This is a genomic window from Microbacterium sp. MPR-TSA4, assembly GCF_058792815.1.
In genome coordinates this window covers 1-22,395 of the sequence record NZ_JBXAFF010000011.1, presented here as the reverse complement: position 1 = coordinate 22,395, position 22,395 = coordinate 1, and the positions used below count along the sequence as shown (strand labels likewise).

Annotated in this window: 16 protein-coding genes; 11 read left to right on the top strand and 5 right to left on the bottom strand. The window is 71.8% G+C overall.

Features of this window, described 5'->3' with window-relative positions; all coding sequences use genetic code 11:
* Positions 1–74: 74 nt before the first annotated feature.
* Positions 75–1,508: an NCS2 family permease gene (locus tag AC1Q49_RS06950; RefSeq protein ID WP_492491313.1), complete on the bottom strand. Its 1,434-nt coding sequence runs from the start codon at positions 1,506–1,508 to the stop codon at positions 75–77.
* Between AC1Q49_RS06950 and AC1Q49_RS06945 the strand changes: the two genes are divergently transcribed.
* From AC1Q49_RS06945 to AC1Q49_RS06895, 11 genes are all read left to right on the top strand, one after another.
* Positions 1,470–2,723, top strand: a complete 1,254-nt coding sequence (locus tag AC1Q49_RS06945; RefSeq protein ID WP_492491277.1) for a cell division protein PerM — start codon at positions 1,470–1,472, stop codon at positions 2,721–2,723. The genes AC1Q49_RS06950 and AC1Q49_RS06945 overlap by 39 nt on opposite strands.
* A gap of 4 nt (positions 2,724–2,727) precedes the next feature.
* Positions 2,728–3,321, top strand: a complete 594-nt coding sequence (gene purN / locus AC1Q49_RS06940) for a phosphoribosylglycinamide formyltransferase (RefSeq protein WP_492491275.1) — start codon at positions 2,728–2,730, stop codon at positions 3,319–3,321.
* A gap of 40 nt (positions 3,322–3,361) precedes the next feature.
* Positions 3,362–4,972, top strand: a complete 1,611-nt coding sequence (purH, locus tag AC1Q49_RS06935; protein WP_061781852.1) for a bifunctional phosphoribosylaminoimidazolecarboxamide formyltransferase/IMP cyclohydrolase — start codon at positions 3,362–3,364, stop codon at positions 4,970–4,972.
* A gap of 100 nt (positions 4,973–5,072) precedes the next feature.
* Positions 5,073–6,476 (top strand): MFS transporter, encoded by a 1,404-nt coding sequence (locus AC1Q49_RS06930; RefSeq protein WP_157831638.1) that lies wholly within the window; start codon positions 5,073–5,075, stop codon positions 6,474–6,476.
* A gap of 129 nt (positions 6,477–6,605) precedes the next feature.
* The gene (locus tag AC1Q49_RS06925; RefSeq protein WP_492491273.1) at positions 6,606–7,223 is read left to right on the top strand and encodes a DUF3885 domain-containing protein; all 618 of its coding nucleotides are present in this window, start codon (positions 6,606–6,608) and stop codon (positions 7,221–7,223) included.
* A gap of 148 nt (positions 7,224–7,371) precedes the next feature.
* Complete coding sequence (locus AC1Q49_RS06920) at positions 7,372–9,447, top strand: adenylate/guanylate cyclase domain-containing protein (RefSeq protein ID WP_198553636.1); 2,076 nt, start codon at positions 7,372–7,374, stop codon at positions 9,445–9,447.
* A complete protein-coding gene (locus AC1Q49_RS06915) occupies positions 9,444–10,856 on the top strand; it encodes a mechanosensitive ion channel domain-containing protein (protein WP_101306803.1) in 1,413 nt (470 codons plus the stop codon). The genes AC1Q49_RS06920 and AC1Q49_RS06915 overlap by 4 nt, the downstream gene beginning before the upstream one ends.
* Before the next feature lie 95 nt (positions 10,857–10,951).
* Positions 10,952–12,472, top strand: a complete 1,521-nt coding sequence (locus AC1Q49_RS06910) for a DNA-3-methyladenine glycosylase 2 family protein (RefSeq protein ID WP_101306802.1) — start codon at positions 10,952–10,954, stop codon at positions 12,470–12,472.
* The gene (locus AC1Q49_RS06905) at positions 12,469–12,972 is read left to right on the top strand and encodes a methylated-DNA--[protein]-cysteine S-methyltransferase (protein WP_061781848.1); all 504 of its coding nucleotides are present in this window, start codon (positions 12,469–12,471) and stop codon (positions 12,970–12,972) included. The genes AC1Q49_RS06910 and AC1Q49_RS06905 overlap by 4 nt, the downstream gene beginning before the upstream one ends.
* A 360-nt stretch (positions 12,973–13,332) precedes the next feature.
* Complete coding sequence (locus AC1Q49_RS06900) at positions 13,333–15,186, top strand: ABC transporter ATP-binding protein (protein ID WP_101306801.1); 1,854 nt, start codon at positions 13,333–13,335, stop codon at positions 15,184–15,186.
* The gene (locus AC1Q49_RS06895; RefSeq protein ID WP_101306800.1) at positions 15,183–17,012 is read left to right on the top strand and encodes an ABC transporter ATP-binding protein; all 1,830 of its coding nucleotides are present in this window, start codon (positions 15,183–15,185) and stop codon (positions 17,010–17,012) included. The genes AC1Q49_RS06900 and AC1Q49_RS06895 overlap by 4 nt, the downstream gene beginning before the upstream one ends.
* A gap of 203 nt (positions 17,013–17,215) precedes the next feature.
* Here AC1Q49_RS06895 and AC1Q49_RS06890 read toward each other — a convergent pair whose 3' ends face one another.
* From AC1Q49_RS06890 to AC1Q49_RS06875, 4 genes are all read right to left on the bottom strand, one after another.
* The gene (locus AC1Q49_RS06890; RefSeq protein WP_492491272.1) at positions 17,216–18,028 is read right to left on the bottom strand and encodes an endonuclease domain-containing protein; all 813 of its coding nucleotides are present in this window, start codon (positions 18,026–18,028) and stop codon (positions 17,216–17,218) included.
* A gap of 251 nt (positions 18,029–18,279) precedes the next feature.
* Positions 18,280–20,514, bottom strand: a complete 2,235-nt coding sequence (gene yicI, locus AC1Q49_RS06885) for an alpha-xylosidase (RefSeq protein ID WP_492491271.1) — start codon at positions 20,512–20,514, stop codon at positions 18,280–18,282.
* Positions 20,514–21,407, bottom strand: coding sequence for a carbohydrate ABC transporter permease (locus AC1Q49_RS06880; protein ID WP_082734265.1), 894 nt, complete (start codon positions 21,405–21,407; stop codon positions 20,514–20,516). Before AC1Q49_RS06880 ends, yicI begins: the two co-directional genes overlap by 1 nt.
* Positions 21,407–22,369 carry a carbohydrate ABC transporter permease gene (locus AC1Q49_RS06875; protein WP_060960735.1) on the bottom strand — a complete coding sequence of 321 codons (963 nt, stop codon included), beginning with the start codon at positions 22,367–22,369 and terminating at the stop codon, positions 21,407–21,409. The genes AC1Q49_RS06880 and AC1Q49_RS06875 overlap by 1 nt, the downstream gene beginning before the upstream one ends.
* Positions 22,370–22,395 lie beyond the last annotated feature (26 nt).

Sequence of the window (22,395 nt, the reverse complement as noted above, 5' to 3'; positions counted from 1 at the left end):
GTGCGACCCGCCACGCGGCGGCCCGCCCGCGCGATAGCGGCTCGCCCGGGGCGTAGCGGCTCGCGAGGGAGGGGTCAGGTCAGGAGGAGCTCGATGGGGCCGCGGGCGAAGTAGATCAGGAAGCCGGCGGCGACCACCCACAGCAGGGGGCTGATCTGCCGCGCCTTGCCGGAGAGCGAACGCACGACCACCCAGCTGATGAAGCCCGCGCCGATGCCGTTGGCGATCGAGTACGTCATCGGCATGACCGACACCGTCAGGAACACCGGCAGCAGCACGCTGAAGTCGCTGAGGTCGATGTGCTTGACCTGCGCCATCATCATCGCGCCGACGATCACGAGGGCCGCGGCGGCGACCTCGGTCGGCACGATCGAGGTGAGGGGCGTGAAGAACATCGCCAGCAGGAACACGAGCCCGGTGACGACGTTGGCGAGGCCCGTGCGGGCGCCCTCGCCGATGCCGGACCCCGACTCGATGAACACCGTGGCCGACGATGAGGAGGTCGCGCCTCCCACGACGGCGCCGACGCCCTCCACGACCAGCGCGGACTTGATGCGGGGGAAGTCGCCCTTCTCGTCGGCGAGCCCGGCCTCTTTGGCGAGTCCGGTCATCGTGCCCATCGCGTCGAAGAAGTTCGAGAACACCAGCGTGAACACGAGCATGACGAGGGCCACGACGCCGACCTTGCCGACGTCGAATCCGAAATCGACCGCACCCAGGAGGCTGAGATCGGGAACGCTCACCGGCGACCCGGTCAGCGCCGGGATCGTCAGGCCCCAGCCGCCGGGGTGATCCGTCGCCGAGCCGAGGTGCCAGATCGCCTCGATGATCACCGAGACGACCGTCCCGCCCACGAGGCCGATCAGCATCCCGCCCTTGACCTTGCGGGCCACCAGCACGCCGGTGGCCAGCAGCGTCAGCACGAACATCAGCGTCGGCACCGACGCGACCGAGCCGCCGATGCCGAGCCCGACGGGCGGGGAGTTCGAGCCCGTCGCCGTGACGAAGCCCGAGTTGACGAACCCGATGAACGCGATGAACAGGCCGATCGCGACCGTGATCGCGAGCTTCAGCTGCACCGGGACGGCGTCGAAGATGAGCTTTCGCAGCCCCGTCGCCGCCAGCAGCACGATGATGACGCCGTTGATCATCACGAGGGCCATCGCCTCGGGCCACGTCACCTCGTGGATGACGCTGAAGGCGAGGAATGCGTTGATGCCGAGCCCGGCCGCGAACGCGAACGGCAGCCGGGTGATGAGGCCGAAGAGGATCGTCATGACGCCGGCGGTCAGCGCCGTGGCGGCCCCCACGGCGGAGAACGCGAGCTCGTTGCCGGCGATGTCGGCCTTGCCCGACAGGATGATCGGATTCAGGATGACGATGTACGCCATCGTCACGAAGGTGACCAGTCCGCCGCGGATCTCACCGCCGATCGTGGAGCCTCGTCGGGTGGGTAGGGTCGAACGCGCATGAACCGCCTGCTCGTCCTCCTCCTCTCCGCCGTCGATGCCCTCATCGCGGCGGCCGTCGGCGTCGCCGTCGTCTTGGCGCCCCTCACCGTCTTCTGGGTCGTGGGGCTCGGCGGGACGGCGGACTGGGGCGCGCTGTGGCCGGCGGCCGTGCGCATCTGGCAACTGGGCCACTTCGTGCCGCTGCACGTCGTACTGGGAGACGAGTACCTCGTCGCGGCCGGCATCCCCGCCCAGGCGGCGACCTTCGTCGTCTCCCTCGCCCCGCTCGCGCTCGCGACCTTCACCGCCGTGTTCGCGGCGCGCTCGGGCATCCGGGCGGCGCGCTCCGGGTCGTGGCCCGTCGGCGTCGCCGCGGGATCGGGGGTCACCCTGCTGCTGGCGGCCGCGCTGTGGGCGACCTCGCGCACCCCGGTCGCGGCGGTCTACGGCTGGCAGGCGCTCCTGCTGCCGACGCTCGTCTTCGCCGTCCCCGCACTGCTCGGCGCCCTCGTCGAGGCGTGGCGCGGCGGCGACGACGGACTCGTGGATGCCGTGCGGGACCGGATCGACGGCGCCGACCCGCGCCGGGGGCATCCGTGGGTCGCCGCCGTCGCGGCATCCGCCCGCGGCACCGGCATCGCGGTGACGGGACTCGTCGCCGTCGGCGCGCTGCTGGTCGCCGTCGCGGCGATCGCGCGCGGCGGTCAGGTCGTGTCGCTGTTCGAGGCGGCGCACGTCGACGCGGTCGGCGGCGGCGTGCTCGCCCTGGGGCAGCTGGCCTATCTGCCCACGCTGATCGTCTGGGGCGCCGCGTTCGCGGCCGGTCCGGGCTTAGCCGTCGGTGCGGGCACCGCGGTCTCGCCGGCCGGCACGACACTGGGCGTGGTGCCCGGCCTGCCCGTGCTGGGTCTGGTCCCGGAGGGCTCGACGCCGTGGCTGTTCGCCCTCGTGCTCCTCGTCGTCGGCATCGGGTTCGTGGCCGGCGCGGCGGCGCGGGCGCGCCTCGCCGCCGACGGGGTCGCCGCCTCCGGCTCCGACTCCGCACCGGTGCGGCTGGCGGTGCTGGTCGCCGTGGTCGTCCTCGCCGCCGCCGCAGCGGCCCTGCTCGCGGCCTGCGCCTCGGGGGCGATCGGCCCCGGACGCCTCGACGAGGTCGGTCCCGCGGCCGGCCCGTTCGCGTTCACGGTGGGCGTCGAAGTCGCGGTCGGCGCCGCCATCGCGCTGTTCTCGCCGGCCCGCTCCCGAGAGGCCGCCGTCGCGCCGGTAGACTGACCGGGTGCTGACGGTCGCCGTTCTCATCTCGGGCACCGGCTCCAATCTCCGGGCCCTCCTCGAGGCCGCCGCCGACCCCGATTTCCCCGCGCGCGTCGTCGTCGTCGGGGCGGACCGCCAGGCCGACGGCTTCGCCCACGCGGAGGCTTTCGGCATCCCCACCTTCCTCGTGCCCTTCCGCGAGTTCGAGACCCGCGAGCACTGGGGGGAGGAGCTCGACCGTCAGCTCCGCGTCTGGAACCCCGACCTCGTGGTGCTCAGCGGACTGATGCGGCTGCTTCCGGCCGCCGTCGTCGACGCGTGGTCGCCGCGGCTCATCAACACGCATCCCGCCTTCCTGCCGGAGTTCCCGGGGGCACACGGCGTGCGCGACGCGTTCGCGGCCGGCGTCGCGCAGACCGGCGCCAGCGTCATCGTCGTCGACAACGGCGTGGACACGGGCCCGATCCTCGCGCAGGAGCGCGTCGCCGTCCTGCCCGACGACACCGAGCACACACTCCACGAGCGCATCAAGCCGGTCGAGCGGCGGCTGCTCATCGATGTCGTCCGCGCCATCGCCCGCGGGGAGCTCGAGCTCTCCGCGGTCCCCTCGTCCTGACAGATCCGAACCCGATCCACACCGAACACTGGAGCCCTGCATGGCCGGTCCTGCCGTCGATCCCGCCCTCTACCGATCCCGTGACCTCGTCCCCGTGCGGCGCGCGCTCATCTCCGTGAGCGACAAGACCGGTCTGCTGCCGCTGGCCCAGGCGCTGGATGCCGCCGGCGTCGAGATCGTGTCGACCGGCGGGTCGGCCGCGCTGCTGCGCGACGCCGGCATCGCGGTCAAGGACGTGGCGGAGGTCACCGGGTTCCCGGAGTCGCTCGGCGGCCGCGTGAAGACGCTCCACCCGAGCGTGCACGCGGGGCTGCTGGCCGACCTCCGCCTCGAAGACCACGAGGAGCAGCTGGGAGCCCTCGGCATCCTGCCCTTCGAGCTCGTCGTCGTGAACCTCTACCCGTTCGTGGAGACGGTCGCCTCGGGCGCCGTCGGCGACGCCGTCGTCGAGCAGATCGACATCGGCGGCCCGGCGATGGTGCGCGCCTCGGCCAAGAACTACGCCAACGTCGCGATCGCCGTCTCGCCCGAGTCGTATCCCGCGATCGTCGAGGCGCTGGATGCCGGCGGCACCTCGCTCGCGCAGCGGCGGGAGCTCGCCGCGCGCGCGTTCGCCCACACGGCGGCCTACGACCGGGCGGTGGCGACGTGGTTCGCCGAGGAGACCCTCGAGGCCGAGGGCGAGCTGCCGCAGCACCTGACCATCAAGGCCGAGCGCCTGGCGACCCTGCGCTACGGGGAGAACTCGCACCAGCGCGCCGCGATCTACACGCGTGCCGGTGCCCACGGCATCGCGCAGGCGGAGCAGCTGCAGGGCAAGGAGATGTCGTACAACAACTACGTCGACGCCGATGCGGCGCTGCGTGCCGCGTTCGACATGGTCAAGCCCGCCGTCGCGATCATCAAGCACGCCAACCCGTGCGGCATCGCGGTGGCGGCGCCCAACGCGCTGGATCCCATCGCGTCGGCGCATCTGCGCGCCCACGAGTGCGACCCGGTCTCGGCGTTCGGCGGCGTGATCGCGGCCAACCGCACGGTCACGCTGAAGATGGCCGAGAACCTGCGCGACATCTTCACCGAGGTGATCGTCGCCCCCGACTTCGAGCCCGAGGCGCTGGAGGTCTTCAAGCTCAAGAAGAACCTGCGCGTGCTGCGCCTGCCGGCCGACTGGCGCCAGGAGCCCATGGACGTCCGGCTGCTGTCGGGCGGACTGCTGCTGCAGGACGCGGACCGCTTCCCCGACGACATCGAGTCGGTCGCGAAGAACTGGGAGCTCGTCTCCGGTGAGCGTCCCGACAGCCCCGAGGAGATGGAGAACCTCATCTTCGCGTGGAAGGCCTGCCGCGCCGTGAAGTCGAACGCCATCGTGCTCGCCCAGGGCCTCGCGACGGTCGGCATCGGCATGGGCCAGGTCAACCGGGTCGACTCGTGCCGCCTGGCCGTCGAGCGCGCCGGCGACCGCGCGGCCGGCTCGGTCGCCGCATCCGACGCGTTCTTCCCGTTCGCCGACGGTCCGCAGGTGCTCATCGACGCCGGCATCCGCACCATCGTGCAGCCGGGCGGCTCGGTGCGCGACCAGGAAGTGGTCGACGCGGCCCGGGCGGCCGGGGTGACGATGTTCTTCACGGGGGAGCGCCACTTCTTCCACTGAGCGGCGCCGCCTCCGTCTGCCGGCACCGCCCGCCGACGCGGCTCCGAATCGATCGGATCCGTTCTCGCGATTCGCGCCGCGTCCGGCCACCATGGGTGTCATGGAAGACGTCGGGGCGCACGCCCGCGAGGGGCGGAGCCCGTCCGCGCGCGAAGCGCGGCGCGTGCTCGCGACCGTCTGCGGAGCGCTTGCGCTCATCTCGATCGACGTCACCGTGCTGCACGTCGCCGCCCCGACCATCGCTCGCGAGCTGCACGCGGACGACGCGGAGCTGTTGTGGATCATCGATGCCTTCCCGTTCGTGATCGCACCGCTGCTGCTGTCGGCCGGCGTGCTCAGCGATCGGTACGGGCGTCGACTGTTCCTGATGGCCGGGATGAGCGTGTTCATCCTCGGCTCCGCTCTCGGGGCTTTCGCGTGGACGCCCGCCGCGCTCATCGCGGCGCGCGTGGTCATGGCCGTCGGCGCCGCCGCGGTGCTTCCGCCCACGATGTCGCTGCTGCGCGTCGCCTATCCGGATCGGGAGCGGCGGGTGCGTGCCGTGGCGATCTGGTCGATGTCCTCGGCGGCCGCCGCCGCGGCGGGGCCTGTCATCGGCGGGTTCATCGTCGAGCACAGCTGGTGGGGTGGGGTGTTCCTCATCAACGTGCCGCTCGGCGGCCTCGTCGTCGTCGCGGCCGCCGTCTGGGTGACGGAGTCGCGGTCCGACCGCCCGGGCAGCGCCGACCTGGGCAGCCAGGGCCTCGCGATCGCCGCGGTGCTGACGGCGGCCGTCGCCGCGAACAGCCTGGCCGAGCATCACGTCGAGGTCTTCATCGGCGGGATGCTGGTCGCGGTCGCGTCGGGGTGGACCTTCGTCGCCCGACAGCGACGGCTCCGACGCCGCGGCGAGCAGCCCATGCTCGACGTCGCGCTGTTTCGCAACACGGCTTTCTCCGTGGGCCTCGCCGCCATCGCCGTGGCGATGTTCGCCCTCGTCGGGCTGGAGCTGCAGTTCGCCCGCTACCTGCAGCTCGAACGCGGGCTCACGCCGTTGCACGCCGCCGTCGCCCTCGTGCCGCTGGCGCTGGCGACCATCGTCGGCGCGTTCCTCTCGCCGCGGGTCCTCCGGCGATGGGGACACCGCACGGCCCTCACCGCCACCTTCGCCCTCGCCGGCGGGGCGTTGGCAGCGCTGGCGCTCTGGGGCGAACCCCTCGACCTCGCCGTGTTCGCGGTGTCGACGGCGCTGGCCGGGCTCAGCATCGAGATCTCCGCCGTCGCCGCCAACGACCTCATCATCTCCTCCGCCGGCGTGCACGAGGTCGGTGGAGCCGCCGCACTGGAGGAGATCTCGTACGATCTCGGCGGCGGGTTCGGAACCGCCCTTCTCGGCGCCGTCGCCCTGACCGGTGCCAGCGCATCCGACGGCTTCCACACCGCCGTGATGACCTCCGCCGTGCTCCTGATCGGCGCCGGCATCGCCGCGGCCGGGGTGCTGCGTCGACCGCGCACGACCCCGTGAGCCCGCGCGGGGCGACGGGGGCGGCACGCGCCGGGCGCGTCGGACTCGTCCGGTGGCAGGATGGAGGCCCGCGGCGCGTCGGGTGCGCGTCATGCACGCGTGTGCGGGCGGGCGAGGAGGGGCGGGGCGATGATCATCGACAGACCGACGGGCAGCTTCGACGGCGCCGACGACGCGAGCGAGCTGTCGTCCTTGACCGCGACGTGGGGTGACCTCTGGGCAGACGCCGAGCCCGCCGGGGATGCGCTCCGACGCGCGTATCCCGATCGCTGGCTTCGGTTCCACACCCTGCCGGACGGCGCGCGGCCGGCGGCCGACGAGGACGATCGCGCGGAAGTGCGTCGTCGACAGCAGGAGGTGCTCTCGTACCTCCTGCGCGGGGAGCCCTCCGCCAGCCTGGTCGCGATCGCCGAGGACTGGGGCGCGCCCGACGGGGCTGCCGGGTGGAGCGCGGCGGCACTGCCGGCGCGACGGGCCTGGCGGCGGGGGCTGCCCCCCGATCCCACGACGGGCGACACGGTCGGGTACTTCTGGGCAGACACCGCTGTGCGCCGTGACGGCGCGGACCTGCTGCTCGAGCTCGCGGCGACGGGCGACGCCCATGTCGTGATCGCGATGCCGCACCTCGCGTGGCTGCTCGCGCCGTACGACGGCGGGATCGATGTGTTCCTGATCGACCCGCAGCGGCGGGAGTCGCTTCGGGCGTACGGTGCCCGATGGCTCTCGCCCCGACCGGACGGCTTGTGACGCCGCGGTCTCGCCGGTGGCCGGCGCCGTCGCGGCGGCGCCGCGGCCGGCCGCTAGAGTGAGGGAACTTGGGGAGGGAATGCGCATGTCGGGTGCGAGCGTGGGACATGTCGGAGATCGGGAACGGCGCCCGCGCAGGCGGCTGAGCGTGCAGTCGCGTCTGCTGATCATGCTGTTGGCGGTGGGCATCGTCTCGGCCGGCGTGGTCGGCACGATCGGCTACATCAGTGGCCGCGACTCCCTCCAGGACGCGATCATCGACAAGCTGACCGCCGCGCGCGAGCTGCGCGCCGGTGAGGTCTCCGCGCTGATCGGCGAGATCCAGCGAGAGGCGTCGCTCGCGACCGACAACTCCAGTGCCCGCGAGGCGTCGATCGCCCTGAACGCGGGGTGGGCGGCGCTGGCGTCCGCGACGGTGACGCCGGCGGAGCGTGCGGCCGTGGAGGACTACTACCGCGGCTCCTTCCTCCCGGGGCTGGAGAAGCGGACGGGCGAGCAGTACACGGATGCCGCGTTCCTCCCGGACAGTGCCGCGGGCGCCTACCTGCAGTACTGGTACACGCGGCAGGGCGGCGGGTCCTCGGCATCCCTCGAGCTGAAGGATCCGGGCGACGGCAGCGCCTACAGCGCGGCGCACGCATCCGCGCAGGGCTACTTCGCGAATCTCGTCGAGACGGTCGGCTACCAGGATGTGCTGGTGATGAACCTCGACGCGGACGTGGTCTTCAGCACGTACAACACTCCCGCGCTCGGGACGAGCCTCGACGAGGGCCCGTTCCGCGACAGCAGACTCGCCGAGGGCTACCGGAAGGCGATGGCGACCAACTCGGTCGACACCGTCGTGACGACGGACATCGAGTCGTGGGCCCCGGCGCAGGGTGCGGCGACGATGTGGGTCGTCTCTCCCATCGGCGACGAGTCCGGTGTCACCGGGGCGATGGCCCTGCAGATCCCCGTGTCGTGGATCAACGACGTCACCACCGGGTACCAGCAGTGGACGACCCAGGGTCTGGGCGACACCGGCGAGGTGTACCTCGCCGGTACGGACGGCCTCATGCGGTCGAACTCGCGAGAGCTGATCGCCTCGCCGACGACGTACGCCCAGGGGGTGATCGAGAACGGGACCTCCGCCGCGGATGCCGAGCGCATCGTCGAGGTCGGCGACTCGACGATCCTGCAGAGCGTGGACCAGGAGCCCGTGCGCCGTGCGCTGGCGGGGCAGTCGGGAACGATGATCTCGGGGCAGTACATCGGCGCGGAGAGCATCACCGCCTACGGGCCGGCGAACATCGAAGGACTCGACTGGGTCGTGGTGGCTCGGATGGAGACGTCCGAAGCGTTCGCGCCGGTCGCCGACTTCACCCGCACGCTGCTGCTGTCGGTGCTGGGGCTGACTCTCGTCATCAGTGTGCTGTCGCTGCTGCTTGCGCAGGCGTTCACCGCGCCGCTGCGCCGGCTCGCGGAGGCGGTTCGCCGCGTGGCCGGTGGCGACTACGGTGTGCGGGTGGCGGTCGGCGGGGCCGACGAGATGGGCGAGCTGTCGAGCGATTTCAACGAGATGGCCGCGGGCCTGCAGATCAAGCAGGATCTCATCGATCGCCAGCGCGAGGAGAACGAGCGGCTCCTGCGCACCCTCATGCCGGACAGTCTCGCGGCGCGCTACCGCGAGGGCGAGCAGACGATCGCGGAGCAGCACGAGGACGTGGCCGTCGTGTATGCGGAGTTGATGGGTGTCGACGACTTCTCCCGCGCGCTCGACGGTCAGCAGGAGACTCACGCGCTCAACGAACTCATGCGTGGCTTCGAGGAGGCGGCGGAGCGCGTCGGCGTGGAGTCGGTGCGCACCCTTCGCGGCGGCTACCTCGCCAGCTGCGGGCTGACGATCCCGCGCGTGGACAACGCGCGTCGGGCCGTCGAGTTCGCCCTCGAGATGCACACGCACGTCCGACGGTTCAACGAGCGCACCGGATCGCGTCTGGAGCTTCGCGCCGGTGTCGACACCGGCGCGGTGACGAGCGGCCTCGTCGCCCGTTCGAGCCTCGCCTACGACCTCTGGGGTGACGCCGTCGACCTCGCCAGCCGCGTCCGACGCGCCGTGGATGCGCCGGGTGTGTACGTCAGCGACGCGGTGCACGACCGGGTGCACGGCCTCTGGGAGTTCACCGAGGTGGGTGCCGTGGACGCCTCCGGGCGGACGAGCGCGGTCTGGCGGGTCACGGAATGATCCCCGTGCTCGCCGAGGGGTGGGTGTGGTGGGCCGCCGCGCTCGCCGTCGGCGTTCCGCTGGTCCTCGTGGCGCTCACCGAGATCATCGGCGTGCTCCGCCGGCGTCGGAACCCGGCCGTGCGGCCGTTGCTGCTCCTGCGCAACGCGGTCGTCCCGGTGGCGGCCCTCGTCGCCCTGCTCGCGTTCGCGACACGGTCGGATCAGGACCTCATCTGGGTGAGGATCGTCGGCACGCTCCTCGGCTTCCTGCTCATCCTGCTCCTGCTGAGCGGTCTCAACGTCGCCCTCTTCTCGTCCGCGCGCGAAGGCACCTGGCGGGAGCGCGTGCCGACGATCTTCGTGGAGATCGTGCGGCTCGTGCTCGTCGTGGTCGGGCTCGCGATCCTCTTCCAGGTCGTCTGGAACGCCGACATCGAGGGCTTGATCGCGACCCTGGGCGTCACGTCCATCATCGTGGGCCTCGCCCTGCAGAACGCCGCCGGGGGCATCGTCTCGGGCCTGCTGGTGCTGTTCGAGCAGCCGTTCAAGCTCGGCGACTGGATCGACACCGGCGGGGCGGCGGGCCGGGTGGTCGAAGTCAACTGGCGTGCTCTTCACATCGACACCGGCTCGGGACTCCAGGTGATCCCCAACGCGACGCTCGCCGGGGCGTCCTTTCGCAATCTGAGTCGACCGGCCGGGCCGTTCACCGTCGTCGTCCCCGTCGTGTTCGCGCCGGGCGATGCGCCGCACGAGGTGGCGGCGCTGCTGCGCAGTACCGCCGACGATCTGCCGATGAGGCTGGCGGAGGTCCCCTCCGGCGTGCAGTACGGCGGCGCCGGCGCCTACACCGTGGAGATCCCGGTCGCCGCGCCGAGCCAGTCGGACGAGACCATCGCGGCCTTTCTCGGACGCCTGTGGTACGCCGCACGGCGACATGGACTCGCCCTCGACAAGGTCGCACCCGATACGGCCGCGACCGAGAACCGGCTCCGCACGGTGGTCGACGACGTCGCGCGCGCCCTCCACCTCGATGCGGAGCTGCACGAGGCGGCGCTCAGCGCGTGCCGGGTGGAGCAGTACGCGCCGGGGGAGTACCTGGGTCGTGCGGGGGTCGTGCCGTCCGCGGTGAGCTACCTCGTCGAGGGCGCGGCGCGGCTGACGGCTCCGACGCGGCGCGGCGAGGTCGCCTGCGGCGACCTCCGCGACGGGGAGTTCGTGGGAACCGCCGCGGTGACGCGCGAGCCGGCTCTCGTGACCGCCGTCGCCACGGCATCCACGACGGTGCTCGTGCTGCCCGCCGAGCTCATCGCCCGGATCATCCGCGCCCATCCCGTCTTCGCGTCCGAGCTCGGAGCCGACCTCGAGCTGCGGCGGGCCCAGGCGGCCCGCGCCGCCGGCGGCCGTGCCGGCGTCGCGCCGGCCTGATCCCGCGCGCCCGGCGGCGGGGCGGCCGGCGCGGCCGTCGCTGCCGTGTCCGATTTCCGCGAGCCGGGGGTACGGGGGCGTGTCAGGCTAGTCGCATGAGCCCCGTCGACGCCTCCGCCGCGATGACGTTCGACGAACGCTATCGCGCGATCGACGCGCGGGACGCGCGCTTCGATGGCCAGTTCGTGACGGCGGTGCGCTCGACCGGGATCTACTGCCGTCCGAGCTGCCCGGCGCGCACGCCGAAGGCGGCGAACGTCACCTTCTATCCGACCTCCGCCGCGGCGCACGAGGCCGGATACCGGGCGTGCAAGCGGTGCCTGCCCGAAGCGGCGCCCGGCTCCCCCGAATGGGACCTGCGCGGCGACGTCGCGGGCCGCGCGATGCGGCTGATCGCGGAGGGGATCGTCGAACGGGAGGGGGTGCCCGGGCTCGCGCGCCGGCTCGGCTACTCGCCGCGCCATCTCACCCGGCTGCTGACGGCCGAGCTGGGCGCCGGCCCTCTCGCGCTCGCACGCGCCCAGCGCGCCCACACGGCACGCCTGCTCCTGGTGTCGACGGATCTCGCCGTCGCGGACGTCGCCTTCTCGGCCGGATTCGCGAGCGTGCGTCAGTTCAACGACACCGTCCGGGAGGTCTTCGGGCTGACGCCGAGCGCCCTGCGCGCCCGCCGGCCCACGGCGGCGGCCGGCGTGCCCGCCGCCGGAACGATCGATCTGCTGCTGCCGCATCGCGGCCCGCTCGACGCCTCCGGCCTCTTCGCCTGGATGCGGGCGCGCGCCGTCGACGGCATCGAGACGGCCGGTGCCGACTCGTTCGCGCGCGTACTGCGTCTGGCGGGCGGTCCGGTCTGGTTCGCGATCCGTCTCGACGACGCCGGGAGGGTGCGTCTCAGCGCCCGGCTCACCCACCTCGCCGACCTGCCCGTGCTCGTCGCGCGCGTGCGTCGGCTGTTCGACCTCGACGCCGACCCGCTCGCTGTCGATGCGGCCCTGTCCGCCCATGACGCCATCGCCCCGCTGGTCGAGGCCGTCCCCGGCATCCGCGTGCCGGGCGCCGCAGACCCGCACGAGATGCTCATCCGCGCCATGATTGGCCAGCAGATCTCGGTCGCGGCGGCGCGCACGGCGCTCACCGCGCTCACGGCGGCATTGGGAGAACGCGTCGATGCGCACGACGGCATGGACCGCCTGTTCCCGACGATGGCGGCCATCGCCGAGCACGGCGCCGATGTGCTGCGCGGCCCCGCGGCGCGCATCCGGGCGGTGACCGCGGCCGCGGCCGCGCTGGCCGACGGCACGCTCGAGCTCACGACCGGTGACGACGGCGCCGAGCAACGTGCGGCGCTGCTCGCCCGCCCCGGCATCGGGCCGTGGACCGCCGACTACGTGCGCATGCGCGTGCTCGGCGATCCCGACATCACGCTGCCGGGAGACGTCGCGGTCCGCGCGGGCGCCGCAGCCGTCGGCATCCCCTCCGACCCCCGCGGCTACGACGCCTGGGCGACGCGGGCCGCCCCCTGGCGCAGCTACCTGACCGCCCACCTGTGGCGGGCGTCGGTTCCCACGGCCGCGCCCGGCCCGGCCCGCACATCCCCCGAACGGAGCACCCCATGACCGCCACCCGCCACAGCGCCACCCTGCAGACGGTCGACACGCCGGACGGCCCGTTCACGCTGCTCGCCGACGACCGCGGCCGCGTACTGGCCAGCGGGTGGACCGCCGAGCCGGCGGACGTGCTGCACCGGCTGGCCTCGCCGCCGAGCGACGTGCGAGAGGGACGGACGGATGCCGCGGCCGCGGTCGCCGCCTATTACGACGGCGACCTCGCGGCCATCGACGAGGTGGCCGTCGCGCAGACCGGCACCGCCCTGCAGCTCGACGGCTGGGCGGCACTGCGCCGCATCGCCCCGGGAAGCCCGCTCACCTATGCGGAGTTCGCGGCCGCTCTGGGCCGCCCGAGCGCCGTGCGCGCCGCGGCATCCATCTGCGCCCGCAACGCTCCCGCCCTGTTCGTGCCGTGCCACCGCGTGCTGCGCACCGGCGGCGCCCTCGGCGGTTTCGCGTGGGGCCTGGATGTGAAGCGGGCCCTGCTCGCCCGCGAGTCCGCGGCCTGATCGGAAGACCGCCCTTGCGGCGGGGCGAGAGGTCGGCATAGGCTGGAGGGCTGTCGCGCCCCTGTCGCCGCACGGGCGGCGCGCGGTCCCCGTTCACCGACTCCCTGGAGGAAGCCATGTCCACGGCCATCGTCACCACGAAGCCCGCCTTCCTCCGTCCCTCGGCCGTCGCCCCGCGCGCGTTCGAGGCCGCCGGAGTCGGCCGGGGATAACGCGCCGCGCCTCCTCCTTCGGCGGCATCGTCCCGCCGCGCGTTCTCTCCGACAGGGCCCCGTCTCGTCCTGCCGCGCCGCTGTGCGCCCTCCGTCACTCATCGCCGACCCGTGACCTCGGCATCCGCTCCACCCCTTCGCAAGGATCATGACCTCCTCCTCCGAGCACCTCGAGCCCGTCGAGCGCCTGTCCACCGTCCGCGCCCTCGCCCGGCTGTACCCCTTCGCCAAACCCGTCCTGCCGCGCCTGATCCTGGGCGCCGTCAGCGCCCTCGTCGCGAGCCTGCTCGCCCTGTCGATCCCGCTCGTGCTCGAAGTGCTCGTGCAGGGCCCGATCGCCGCCGGTGCCTCCAGCGCCGGCGACCGCAGCCAGCTCGTCTGGGGCGCCGCGATCATCCTCGTGCTCGGCCTGCTCGAGGCCGTCATGGTGTGGCTGCGGCGCTGGTTCGTGCTGGCGCCGTCGACCAAGGTCGAGTACGACCTGCGCACGAGCTTCTACGAGCGGCTGCAGCGCCTGCCGGTCGCGTTCCACGACCGGTGGCAGTCGGGCCAGCTGCTGTCGCGCATGATGCAGGACATCAGCATGCTGCGCCGCTGGATGGCCTTCGGCATCGTGCTGCTCGTCGTCAACCTGCTGACCATCCTCGTCGGCATGGCGCTGCTCTTCCGGTGGCACTGGGCGCTCGGCGTCACCTTCCTCATCGTGTGCGCACCCCTCTGGTACGCCGGCTACCGGTTCGAGAAGACGTACGGCACCCTCGCGCGCCAGAGCCAGGACCAGGCCGGCGACCTCGCGACCAGCGTCGAGGAGAGCGTGCACGGCATCCGCGTGCTGAAGGCCTTCGGGCGGGGGAAGCACGCCCTGCAGAAGTTCACCCGGCAGGCCGAGACGCTGCGCGAGACCGAGCTGAGCAAGGCGCGCGCCGTCGGCTGGATCTGGTTCTGGCTGGTGCTGCTGCCGGAGATCGCGTTCGCCCTGTGCCTCGGCGTCGGCATCGTGCTGCAGCAGCTCGGCCAGCTGTCGATCGCCGAGCTCGTGGCCTTCTTCGCCATGGCGACGGTGCTCCGCTGGCCCATGGAGTCGATCGGCTTCCTCTTCTCGTTCCTGCTCGACGCGCGCACGGCGAGCGATCGCATCTTCGAGGTCTTCGACGAGGAGAACACGATCACCGACGCCGCGGCCCCCGTCGTGCTGGGCTCGTCGCGCGGCGCGCTCGCGTTCGAGGGCGTCCACTTCCGCTACCAGGATGCCGGGGACGGCGAGCGCGACCTCCTCGACGGCATCGACCTGACGCTCGTGCCGGGGGAGACCATGGCCCTCGTCGGCCTCACCGGTTCGGGCAAGACGACGCTCACGACGCTGCCGGCCCGCCTGTACGACGTGACCGGCGGACGCGTGACGGTCGACGGCGTGGACGTCCGCGACCTCACCCTCACGGAGCTGCGCACGCATGTGGGGATGGCGTTCGAGGACTCGACGCTCTTCTCGCAGACGGTGCGCGAGAACGTGCTGCTCGGCCGCGAGGACCTGGCCGCGGGAAGCCCCGAGGCCGAGGCGGTGCTGCGCGAAGCGCTCGCCGTCGCGCAGGCCGGCTTCGTCGAGGACCTGCCCGACGGGGTCGACACGGTCATCGGCGAGGAGGGGCTGTCGCTGTCCGGTGGACAGCGCCAGCGGCTCGCGCTCGCCCGGGCCATCGCGGCCCGCCCGGCCGTCCTGGTGCTCGACGACCCCCTGTCGGCGCTCGACGTCGACACCGAGGCGCTCGTCGAGGACGCCCTCCGCGAGGTCATGGCCGACACCACGACGCTCGTCATCGCCCACCGGCCGTCGACCGTGATGCTCGCCGATCGGGTCGCGCTCCTGGAGGAGGGCCGCATCACGGCCGTCGGCACCCACGCCGAGCTGCTGCGCACGAGCGAGCACTACCGGCACGTCATCTCGAGTCTGGAAGACGCCGAGGAACAGAACACCCGCTTGCGGGAGACGGAGGTGAACCGATGAGCTCAACGGGAGGCACGGCGTCCGTCGCCGGCACCACCGGTGAAGACCGCTCGGACTACACGCGCGCCGAGTCGCGCTCGATCCGCCAGCGCTCGCTGCGCCTGCTGGGCTCGCTCGTCGACCCGCTGCGGTGGCAGCTCGTGCTGGCGCTGGCCGTGCTCGTCGTCTCCACGGCGCTGCGCGTCGCGGGCCCCGCGCTGATCGCGTACGGCCTGAACACGGCGCTGCCGCAGGCCATGCAGGATGCCGACTGGATGCCGACGATCGTCATCGTCGCCGTCTACCTCCTCGCCGGCATCGGCGGGGCGGCGCTCATCGGCTGGTACGCGGTCGTGGCCGCGCGGCTGACGCAGGCGGTCATGCTCGACCTGCGCACCCGCATCTTCCTGCACACCCAGCGGCTCAGCCTGGAGTTCCACGAGTCGTACACGTCGGGCCGCATCATCTCGCGCCAGACGAGCGACCTCGACTCCATCCGCGAGCTGCTCGACGGCGGGCTCAACGAGCTCGTCTCGGGCGTGCTCTACGGCGCGTTCACGCTGATCGCGCTGCTGCTGCTGGACTGGCAGTCGGGCGTCATCCTCGCCGTCGCGGGCATCCCGCTGTACCTGCTGATGCGCTGGTTCTACCGCAACTCGCAGCGTGCATACCGGGAGTCGCGCGTGGTCAGCGCCAAGGTGATCGTGAAGTTCGTCGAGACGATGACCGGCATCCGCGCCGTGAAGGCCTTCCGCAAGGAGCCTCGCAACGACGAGGAGTTCGGCGACCTGTCGGGACAGTACCGCGACGTCAACATGCGCTCGCTTCGGCTGTTCGGCACGTTCGAGCCGGGGATGATGGCGGTCTCGGCCTTCGCCGTCGCGGGCGTGCTCCTCTGGGGCGGTCTGCGGGTGGTCGACGGGACCCTGCTCGTGGGCACCCTGCTGGCCGCCGTCCTGTACGTGCGGAACTTCTTCTCGCCGCTGCAGGAAGTCGCCATGTTCCTGAACTCCTACCAGTCGGCCACGGCCGCGCTGGAGAAGGTGTCGGGCGTGCTGGAGGAGGAGCCGACCGTTCCCGACCCCGTGCGTCCGGTCGACCTCTGGAAGGCGTCCGGTCACGTGGAGTTCCGCGATGTCGTGTTCGGCTACGCGGACGACCGCACGATCCTGCCGCACTTCTCGCTCGACATCCCCGCCGGGCAGACGATCGCCCTGGTCGGCACGACGGGCGCCGGCAAGTCGACGCTCGCGAAGCTCGTGTCGCGGTTCTACGACCCGTCGCACGGCGCGGTCATGCTCGACGGCGTCGACCTGCGGTCGCTGCATCCGAAGGACCTCCGTCGCGCGATCGTGATGGTGACGCAGGAGGCGTACCTGTTCAGCGGCACCGTCGCCGACAACATCGCGCTCGGCAAGCCCGACGCGACGTTCGAGGAGATCCGGGCTGCGGCCCGCGCGGTGGGCGCCGACACGTTCATCGAGCGGCTGCCCGACGGGTACGACACCGACGTCAACAAGCGCGGCGGCCGGGTGTCGGCCGGACAGCGTCAGCTGATCTCGTTCGCCCGCGCGTTCCTCGCCGATCCCGCGGTGCTCATCCTGGACGAGGCCACGGCGTCGCTCGACATCCCGAGCGAGCGTCAGATCCAGTCGGCGCTGCAGACGCTGCTGGCCGATCGTACCGCGATCATCATCGCCCACCGGCTGTCGACCGTGTCGATCGCCGACCGGGTGCTCGTGATGGAGCACGGCCGCATCATCGAGGACGACACCCCGGCGGAGCTGATCGCCGGCACGGGCAAGTTCGCCCAGCTGCACAGCGCCTGGAAGCAGTCGCTCGTCTGACCCCCGCCGGTTTCGGCGATGGCCAACAGAATCGGATGCTGCGGCGCGCGGCATCCGATTCTGTTGCGCTGCTCCGAATCCGGTGCGGGCTGGGCTGGGCTGGGCGCCCTGCCGCAGATTCGGAGATGGGCAGCAGATGCGGATGCGAGGGCTCGCGGCATCCGCATGTGGTGACGTGATCCGAATCCGGTGGCGGCGGGGTGTCAGCGCGCGAGGTGAAGGCCCTGCGCGACCGCGCGGAGGATCGCGGCCTCCACCCGGGGCCACTGATGCACGACCTCGGCGTAGGTGAAGCGCAGCACGGTGTACCCGCGCGCCGTCAGCTCGCGGTCGTGGCTCAGGTCTCGGCCCCGATCGGAGGCCGAGGAATGGAAGGCGAAGCCGTCCAGCTGCGCGACGAGTCGCTCGCCGATGAGGCCGTCGACGTGGTGTCCGAGCAGCAGCACCTGCTGGCGGACGTCGAGGCCGATCCCACGTAACCGCGAGACGAAGAGCGTCTCGAGGCCGGAATCGCTGAGGCCCGTGACCTCCGCCGCCAGTCGCCGCGCATCGGGCGTGCGCCAGCGGTAGCGCCGCAGCACGTGCGGGTCGAGCCGTTCGCGGCGTACGGCGGACTCCCACACGACGAGCGCATCCTCGTGGGGCAGACACCGGGCGAGGTGCGCCAGCGCGTCGGGAACCGACTCGACGAGCACGTGCGGGTGCGACGGCACCAGCGGCGTATCCCAGTGGACGACCACGCCGTCCCCGTCGCGCTCGTCGGGTCGAGGGCGCTGCGCGTGGGCGGGCACGTGCAGGTGCGGACCCGTCGGGATCTCCGGCGGCAGCCACCAGCCGCGGTGGCGAGCCGCCGACACGCAGGCCACCCGCGCACTGACCTCCGCCGCGTGCACGAGCGCGGCCGGGGCCGCGTCCGTGGCCACCCAGAAGCGGCGCACCCGCCGTGATGGCCGCTCGCAGCGTGGTGGGGCGGATGCCGGCATCCAGCACGGCTCGCCGATGCACGATGCCGCCACCCGCCTCCACCAGCTCTCGGATCCCCACGGTCCGAGCCTGCCCGCCCGCACGCCTCCGCACGCTGATCCGCGCGCTGTCGTGCACGACTCGCCGGACCGCCACGGCTGGGGAGGAGCCGACGCGCCCGCAGCGGATGCGGAGGACGTGAACAGATGCGGATGCTGCGGCCCACGGCATCCGCATCTGTCGCCATTCTCCGAATCCGCGAACGCGCGAACGCGAACGCGAACCCGAACACCCGACGGCCGGGTCAGGGGGTCGGCGCGTCCAGGTCGACCTCGAACGTCTGGCGGCGACCGTCGGGGGCGGTGACGACGACCTCCCGCGTCCCGGAGCCGCCCGCGAACACGCGCAGCTCAAGACCGTCGAGGTAGTCGTAGTCCGGCCGGTCGTCGCGCGCGCCCCACGGCAGCACCGCGCCCGGCCGCACGTACAGCGGCAGGGAATCGAACCCGTGGGTCTCGCGCCGCCACCGTCCGCCGCTCACGCGCTCGCCGCTCAGCAGCGAGGTCCACTCGCCGTCGGGCAGGTAGAACTCCACCTCCCCGTCCGCCGACATCACGGGCGCGACCAGCAGCGACGGGCCCAGCATGTACTGGCGGTCGAGGTAGGCGACGGCCGGGTCGCCCGGGAACTCCAGCGCCAGGGGTCGCAGCAGCGGGATGCCGGTGCGCGCCGCGTCGACGCCGAGCTGATGCAGATACGGCATGAGCCGCATCTTGAGGTGGGTGAAGCGGCGCGTCACCGCCACGGCCTCCTCGTCGAAGGCCCACGGCACGCGGTAGGAGTCCGACCCGTGGAAGCGCGAGTGCGAGCTGAGCAGACCGAACGCCGTCCACCTCTTGAACACGGCGGCATCGGGCGTGCCCTCGAAACCGCCGATGTCGTGGCTCCAGTACGCGAAGCCGCTCATCGCGAGCGAGAGACCTCCGCGCAGCGTCTCGGCCATCGAGGTGAAGGTCGAGGTCGAGTCACCGCCCCAGTGCACCGGCATGCTCTGCCCTCCCGCCGTGGCGGAACGGGCGAACAGCACGGCCTCGCCCTCGCCGCGGGTGGCGACCAGCACGTCGTGGACGGCCCGGTTGTACAGCTCGGTGTAGAGGTTGTGCATGCGCTGCGGGTCGCTGCCGTCGGCCCACACCACGTCGGTGGGGATGCGCTCGCCGAAGTCCGTCTTGAAGCAGTCCACGCCCTGGGCGATCAGCGCCCGCAGCTTCTCCTGATACCACGCGGTCGCAGCGGGGTTCGTGAAGTCGACCAGCCCCATGCCGGCCTGCCAGAGGTCCCACTGCCAGATCGAGCCGTCCGCGCGGCGCACGAGGTAGCCGGCATCCGCCGCTTCGCGAAACAGGGGCGAGCGCTGCGCGATGTAGGGGTTGATCCAGACGCACACGCGCAGCTCGCGCTCGTGGAGCCGCGCGAGCATGCCGTCGGGGTCGGGGAACACGCGGGCATCCCACTCGAAGTCGCACCAGTTGAACTCGCGCATCCAGAAGCAGTCGAAGTGGAACACCGACACCGGCAGCTCGCGGGCCGCCATCTCGTCGATGAACGAGGTGATGGTCGCCTCGTCGTAGGCGGTGGTGAAGCTCGTCGACAGCCACAGGCCGTACGACCATGCCGGTACCACGGGCGGCCGGCCGGTGAGGGCCGTGTAGCGGCGCAGCACGTCGGCGGGCGTCGGCCCTGCGATCACGAAGTACTCCAGCACTTCGCCGGGCACCGAGAACTGCACCCGCTCGACGGCTTCCGACCCCACCTCGAACGACACGTGGCCGGGGTCGTTGACGAGCACGCCGTAGCCGCGGGTGGTGAGGTAGAACGGCACGTTCTTGTAGGCCTGCTCGCTCGAGGTGCCCCCGTCGGCGTTCCAGATGTCGACCGTCTGCCCGTTCTTCACCAGCGGGCCGAAGCGCTCGCCGAGGCCGTAGACGAGCTCGCCGACACCGAGCTCCAGCTGTTCGTGCACGTAGGCGGGGGCGGTGTCCGTGCGCTGCCCGGCCCGGGCGTTGCCGACGATGCCGGTGTCGACCTGAGCGTCGGGGGCCACCCGCAGATAGCCCTGGGATTTGTGGCCGCTGCCGGTGACCCGGCGGCCGTCGACCTCGAAGGAGAGGTCCCACGGGGCGCCGGCCCTGACGCGAGCGGTGAGGATGCCGGCGCGGACGAGACCTTCGGTCTCCGTGATCTCGACGCGGTCGGCCGACCCGCCGGCCCCCGGCATCGGGAAGCCACCGTGCCACGCGGCGCCGGTGTGGTGCGCGATCCGCACGCGGATCACCCCTTCGGCGGGCGAGGAGAGGGTCGTGGTCAGCACGGGCCGGTTGAGCACGTCGCCGCGCCGCGCGATGACCGCGGTGGGCGCGGTGACCATCAGTCCGGGGCCGTCGGGGGTGTCGGCGATCTGCCACAGGTCGTACGCCTCCTGCGCGTAGAGCGCGGTGACTCCGGGGCGCAGCTGCCAGAACCCGTCGGTGAACTTCATTACTTGACTGCTCCTGCCGTGATGCCCCGGGTGAGGGTGCGTTGGAAGATGAGGAAGAAGATGAGCGTCGGGATGATGCCGAGCAGGGCCGACGCGCTGGTCGTGGTCACGTCCATGAGGCGGTCGCCCTGGAGCACGCTGATCGCCACCGGCACGGTCTGGTTCGCGTTCGAGGCGAGGAACGTCAGCGGGATGAGGAACTCGTTCCACGTCCAGATGAAGAAGAAGATGAGCAGCACCGACAGCGTGGGACGGCTGATCGGGAAGACGACGCGCCACAGGATCGTCCAGCGTCCGGCGCCGTCGAGGGATGCCGCCTCCAGCACCTCCTTGGGGAAGGTGCCGTACACCGACGACAGCAGGTAGGTGCCGAACGCGGCCTGGACGACCGTGAAGATGATGATCACCGACCACACGTTGTCGTAGAGGCCGACCGACTTGAACATGTAGTACAGCGGGTAGAGCAGGGCCTCCTGGGGGAGCAGGTTCGCCAGCAGGAACAGCAGCACGATCCAGGTGCGGCCGCGGACGCGGCCGATGCCGATCGCGAACGCGTTGAGCATCGAGATCAGCACCGCGAGCACGGCGACCACCCCGGAGATGAAGAGGGAGTTCCAGACCTTCTGCGGGAAGTTGACCCGCTCCCAGAACTTGGTGATGCCGGTGAAGTCGAGGGCGTGCGGCAGGGCGAGCGGACCCGAGTTCGCGTAGTCGGTCGGCGACTTGAACGAGTTGACCAGCACGAGGTAGAACGGCGCGATCACCAGGAGGGCGCCGACAGCGACCAGCACGAGCATCAGCCAGTCGACTCCGCGTTTGGTGACCATGCCGCCGCGTCCGCGCGGGGCGCGTCGGGGACGGATCGCGGTCGTGAGTACGGTTCCGGCAGCCATCACAGGCCCGCCCTTTCCTTGCGTTCGAGGGAGTTCTGCACCCGGATGAAGACGATCGACACGATGACGACGACGATCGTCAGCACCGTCGCGATGGTGGCGCCGTAGCCGACGTCGCGCTTGGTGAAGAACTCCTGGTAGGCGTAGTACGACGGCACGAGGGTGGCGCCGGCGGGGCCGCCGCGGGTGATGACGTAGACCGGACCGAACACCTTCAGCGCCGCGATCGTGCAGGTGAGGGTGACGACGAAGATCTCCGGACGGATGATGCTGACGGTGATGGACGCGAAGCGCTGGAACCAGTTGGCGCCGTCGAGCTCGGCGGCCTCGTACAGCTCGGGATCGACCCGCTGCAGCGCCGCCATGAACACGACCACGGGATAGCCGATCTGCACCCACACCAGCACCACCATGAGCACGATGAGCGCGGAGGGCATCTGGCCCAGCCAGTCGACGGGGGCGATGCCGACGGCGGCCAGCAGCTGGTTGAGGGCGCCGTCGGCGCCCGGCCGCACGATCCAGCCGATCACGATGCCGGCGACGGCCACCGGCAGGATCTGCGGGAGGTAGTAGGTCGCGCGCAGGAAGCTGCCGACCCGGCCGCCGAACTTGCGTCCGACGACGTCGAACAGGAGCGCGGCGACGATCAGGCCGACGATCGTCGGCACGATCACCATGGCGATGACCATCCACACGGAGTTGAGGAAGGAGGTCCAGAACGCGTCGTCGCCGACGAGCTTGATCCAGTTGTCGACGCCGATGAACTCCGGTGCGCGCACCCCCTTCCAGCTCGTGAAGGTGAGGTAGACGTTCCACACCAGCGGGACGATGACGATGACCAGCAGCAGGACGAAGCCGGGCAGCAGGTACAGCCAGTACCCGCCGCGTCCGCCTCCGCGCTGGGGGATGGCGGGTTCGTCGTCGACGACCGGGGTGCGCCGAGAGCGTGTTGTGAGCGACATGCGGTGCTTTCGTTCGGGGGCGGGGC

Bases quoted from the DNA above. Each gene is read 5' to 3' on its own strand.
- AC1Q49_RS06945 (WP_492491277.1), top strand. From the start codon at position 1,470: ATGAACCGCCTGCTCGTCCTCCTCCTCTCCGCCGTCGATGCCCTCATC.
- purH (WP_061781852.1), top strand. From the start codon at position 3,362: ATGGCCGGTCCTGCCGTCGATCCCGCCCTCTACCGATCCCGTGACCTC.
- AC1Q49_RS06930 (WP_157831638.1), top strand. From the start codon at position 5,073: ATGGAAGACGTCGGGGCGCACGCCCGCGAGGGGCGGAGCCCGTCCGCG.
- AC1Q49_RS06925 (WP_492491273.1), top strand. From the start codon at position 6,606: ATGATCATCGACAGACCGACGGGCAGCTTCGACGGCGCCGACGACGCG.
- AC1Q49_RS06915 (WP_101306803.1), top strand. From the start codon at position 9,444: ATGATCCCCGTGCTCGCCGAGGGGTGGGTGTGGTGGGCCGCCGCGCTC.
- AC1Q49_RS06910 (WP_101306802.1), top strand. From the start codon at position 10,952: ATGAGCCCCGTCGACGCCTCCGCCGCGATGACGTTCGACGAACGCTAT.
- AC1Q49_RS06905 (WP_061781848.1), top strand. From the start codon at position 12,469: ATGACCGCCACCCGCCACAGCGCCACCCTGCAGACGGTCGACACGCCG.
- AC1Q49_RS06900 (WP_101306801.1), top strand. From the start codon at position 13,333: ATGACCTCCTCCTCCGAGCACCTCGAGCCCGTCGAGCGCCTGTCCACC.
- AC1Q49_RS06895 (WP_101306800.1), top strand. From the start codon at position 15,183: ATGAGCTCAACGGGAGGCACGGCGTCCGTCGCCGGCACCACCGGTGAA.
- yicI (WP_492491271.1), bottom strand. From the start codon at position 20,514: ATGAAGTTCACCGACGGGTTCTGGCAGCTGCGCCCCGGAGTCACCGCG.
- AC1Q49_RS06880 (WP_082734265.1), bottom strand. From the start codon at position 21,407: ATGGCTGCCGGAACCGTACTCACGACCGCGATCCGTCCCCGACGCGCC.
- AC1Q49_RS06875 (WP_060960735.1), bottom strand. From the start codon at position 22,369: ATGTCGCTCACAACACGCTCTCGGCGCACCCCGGTCGTCGACGACGAA.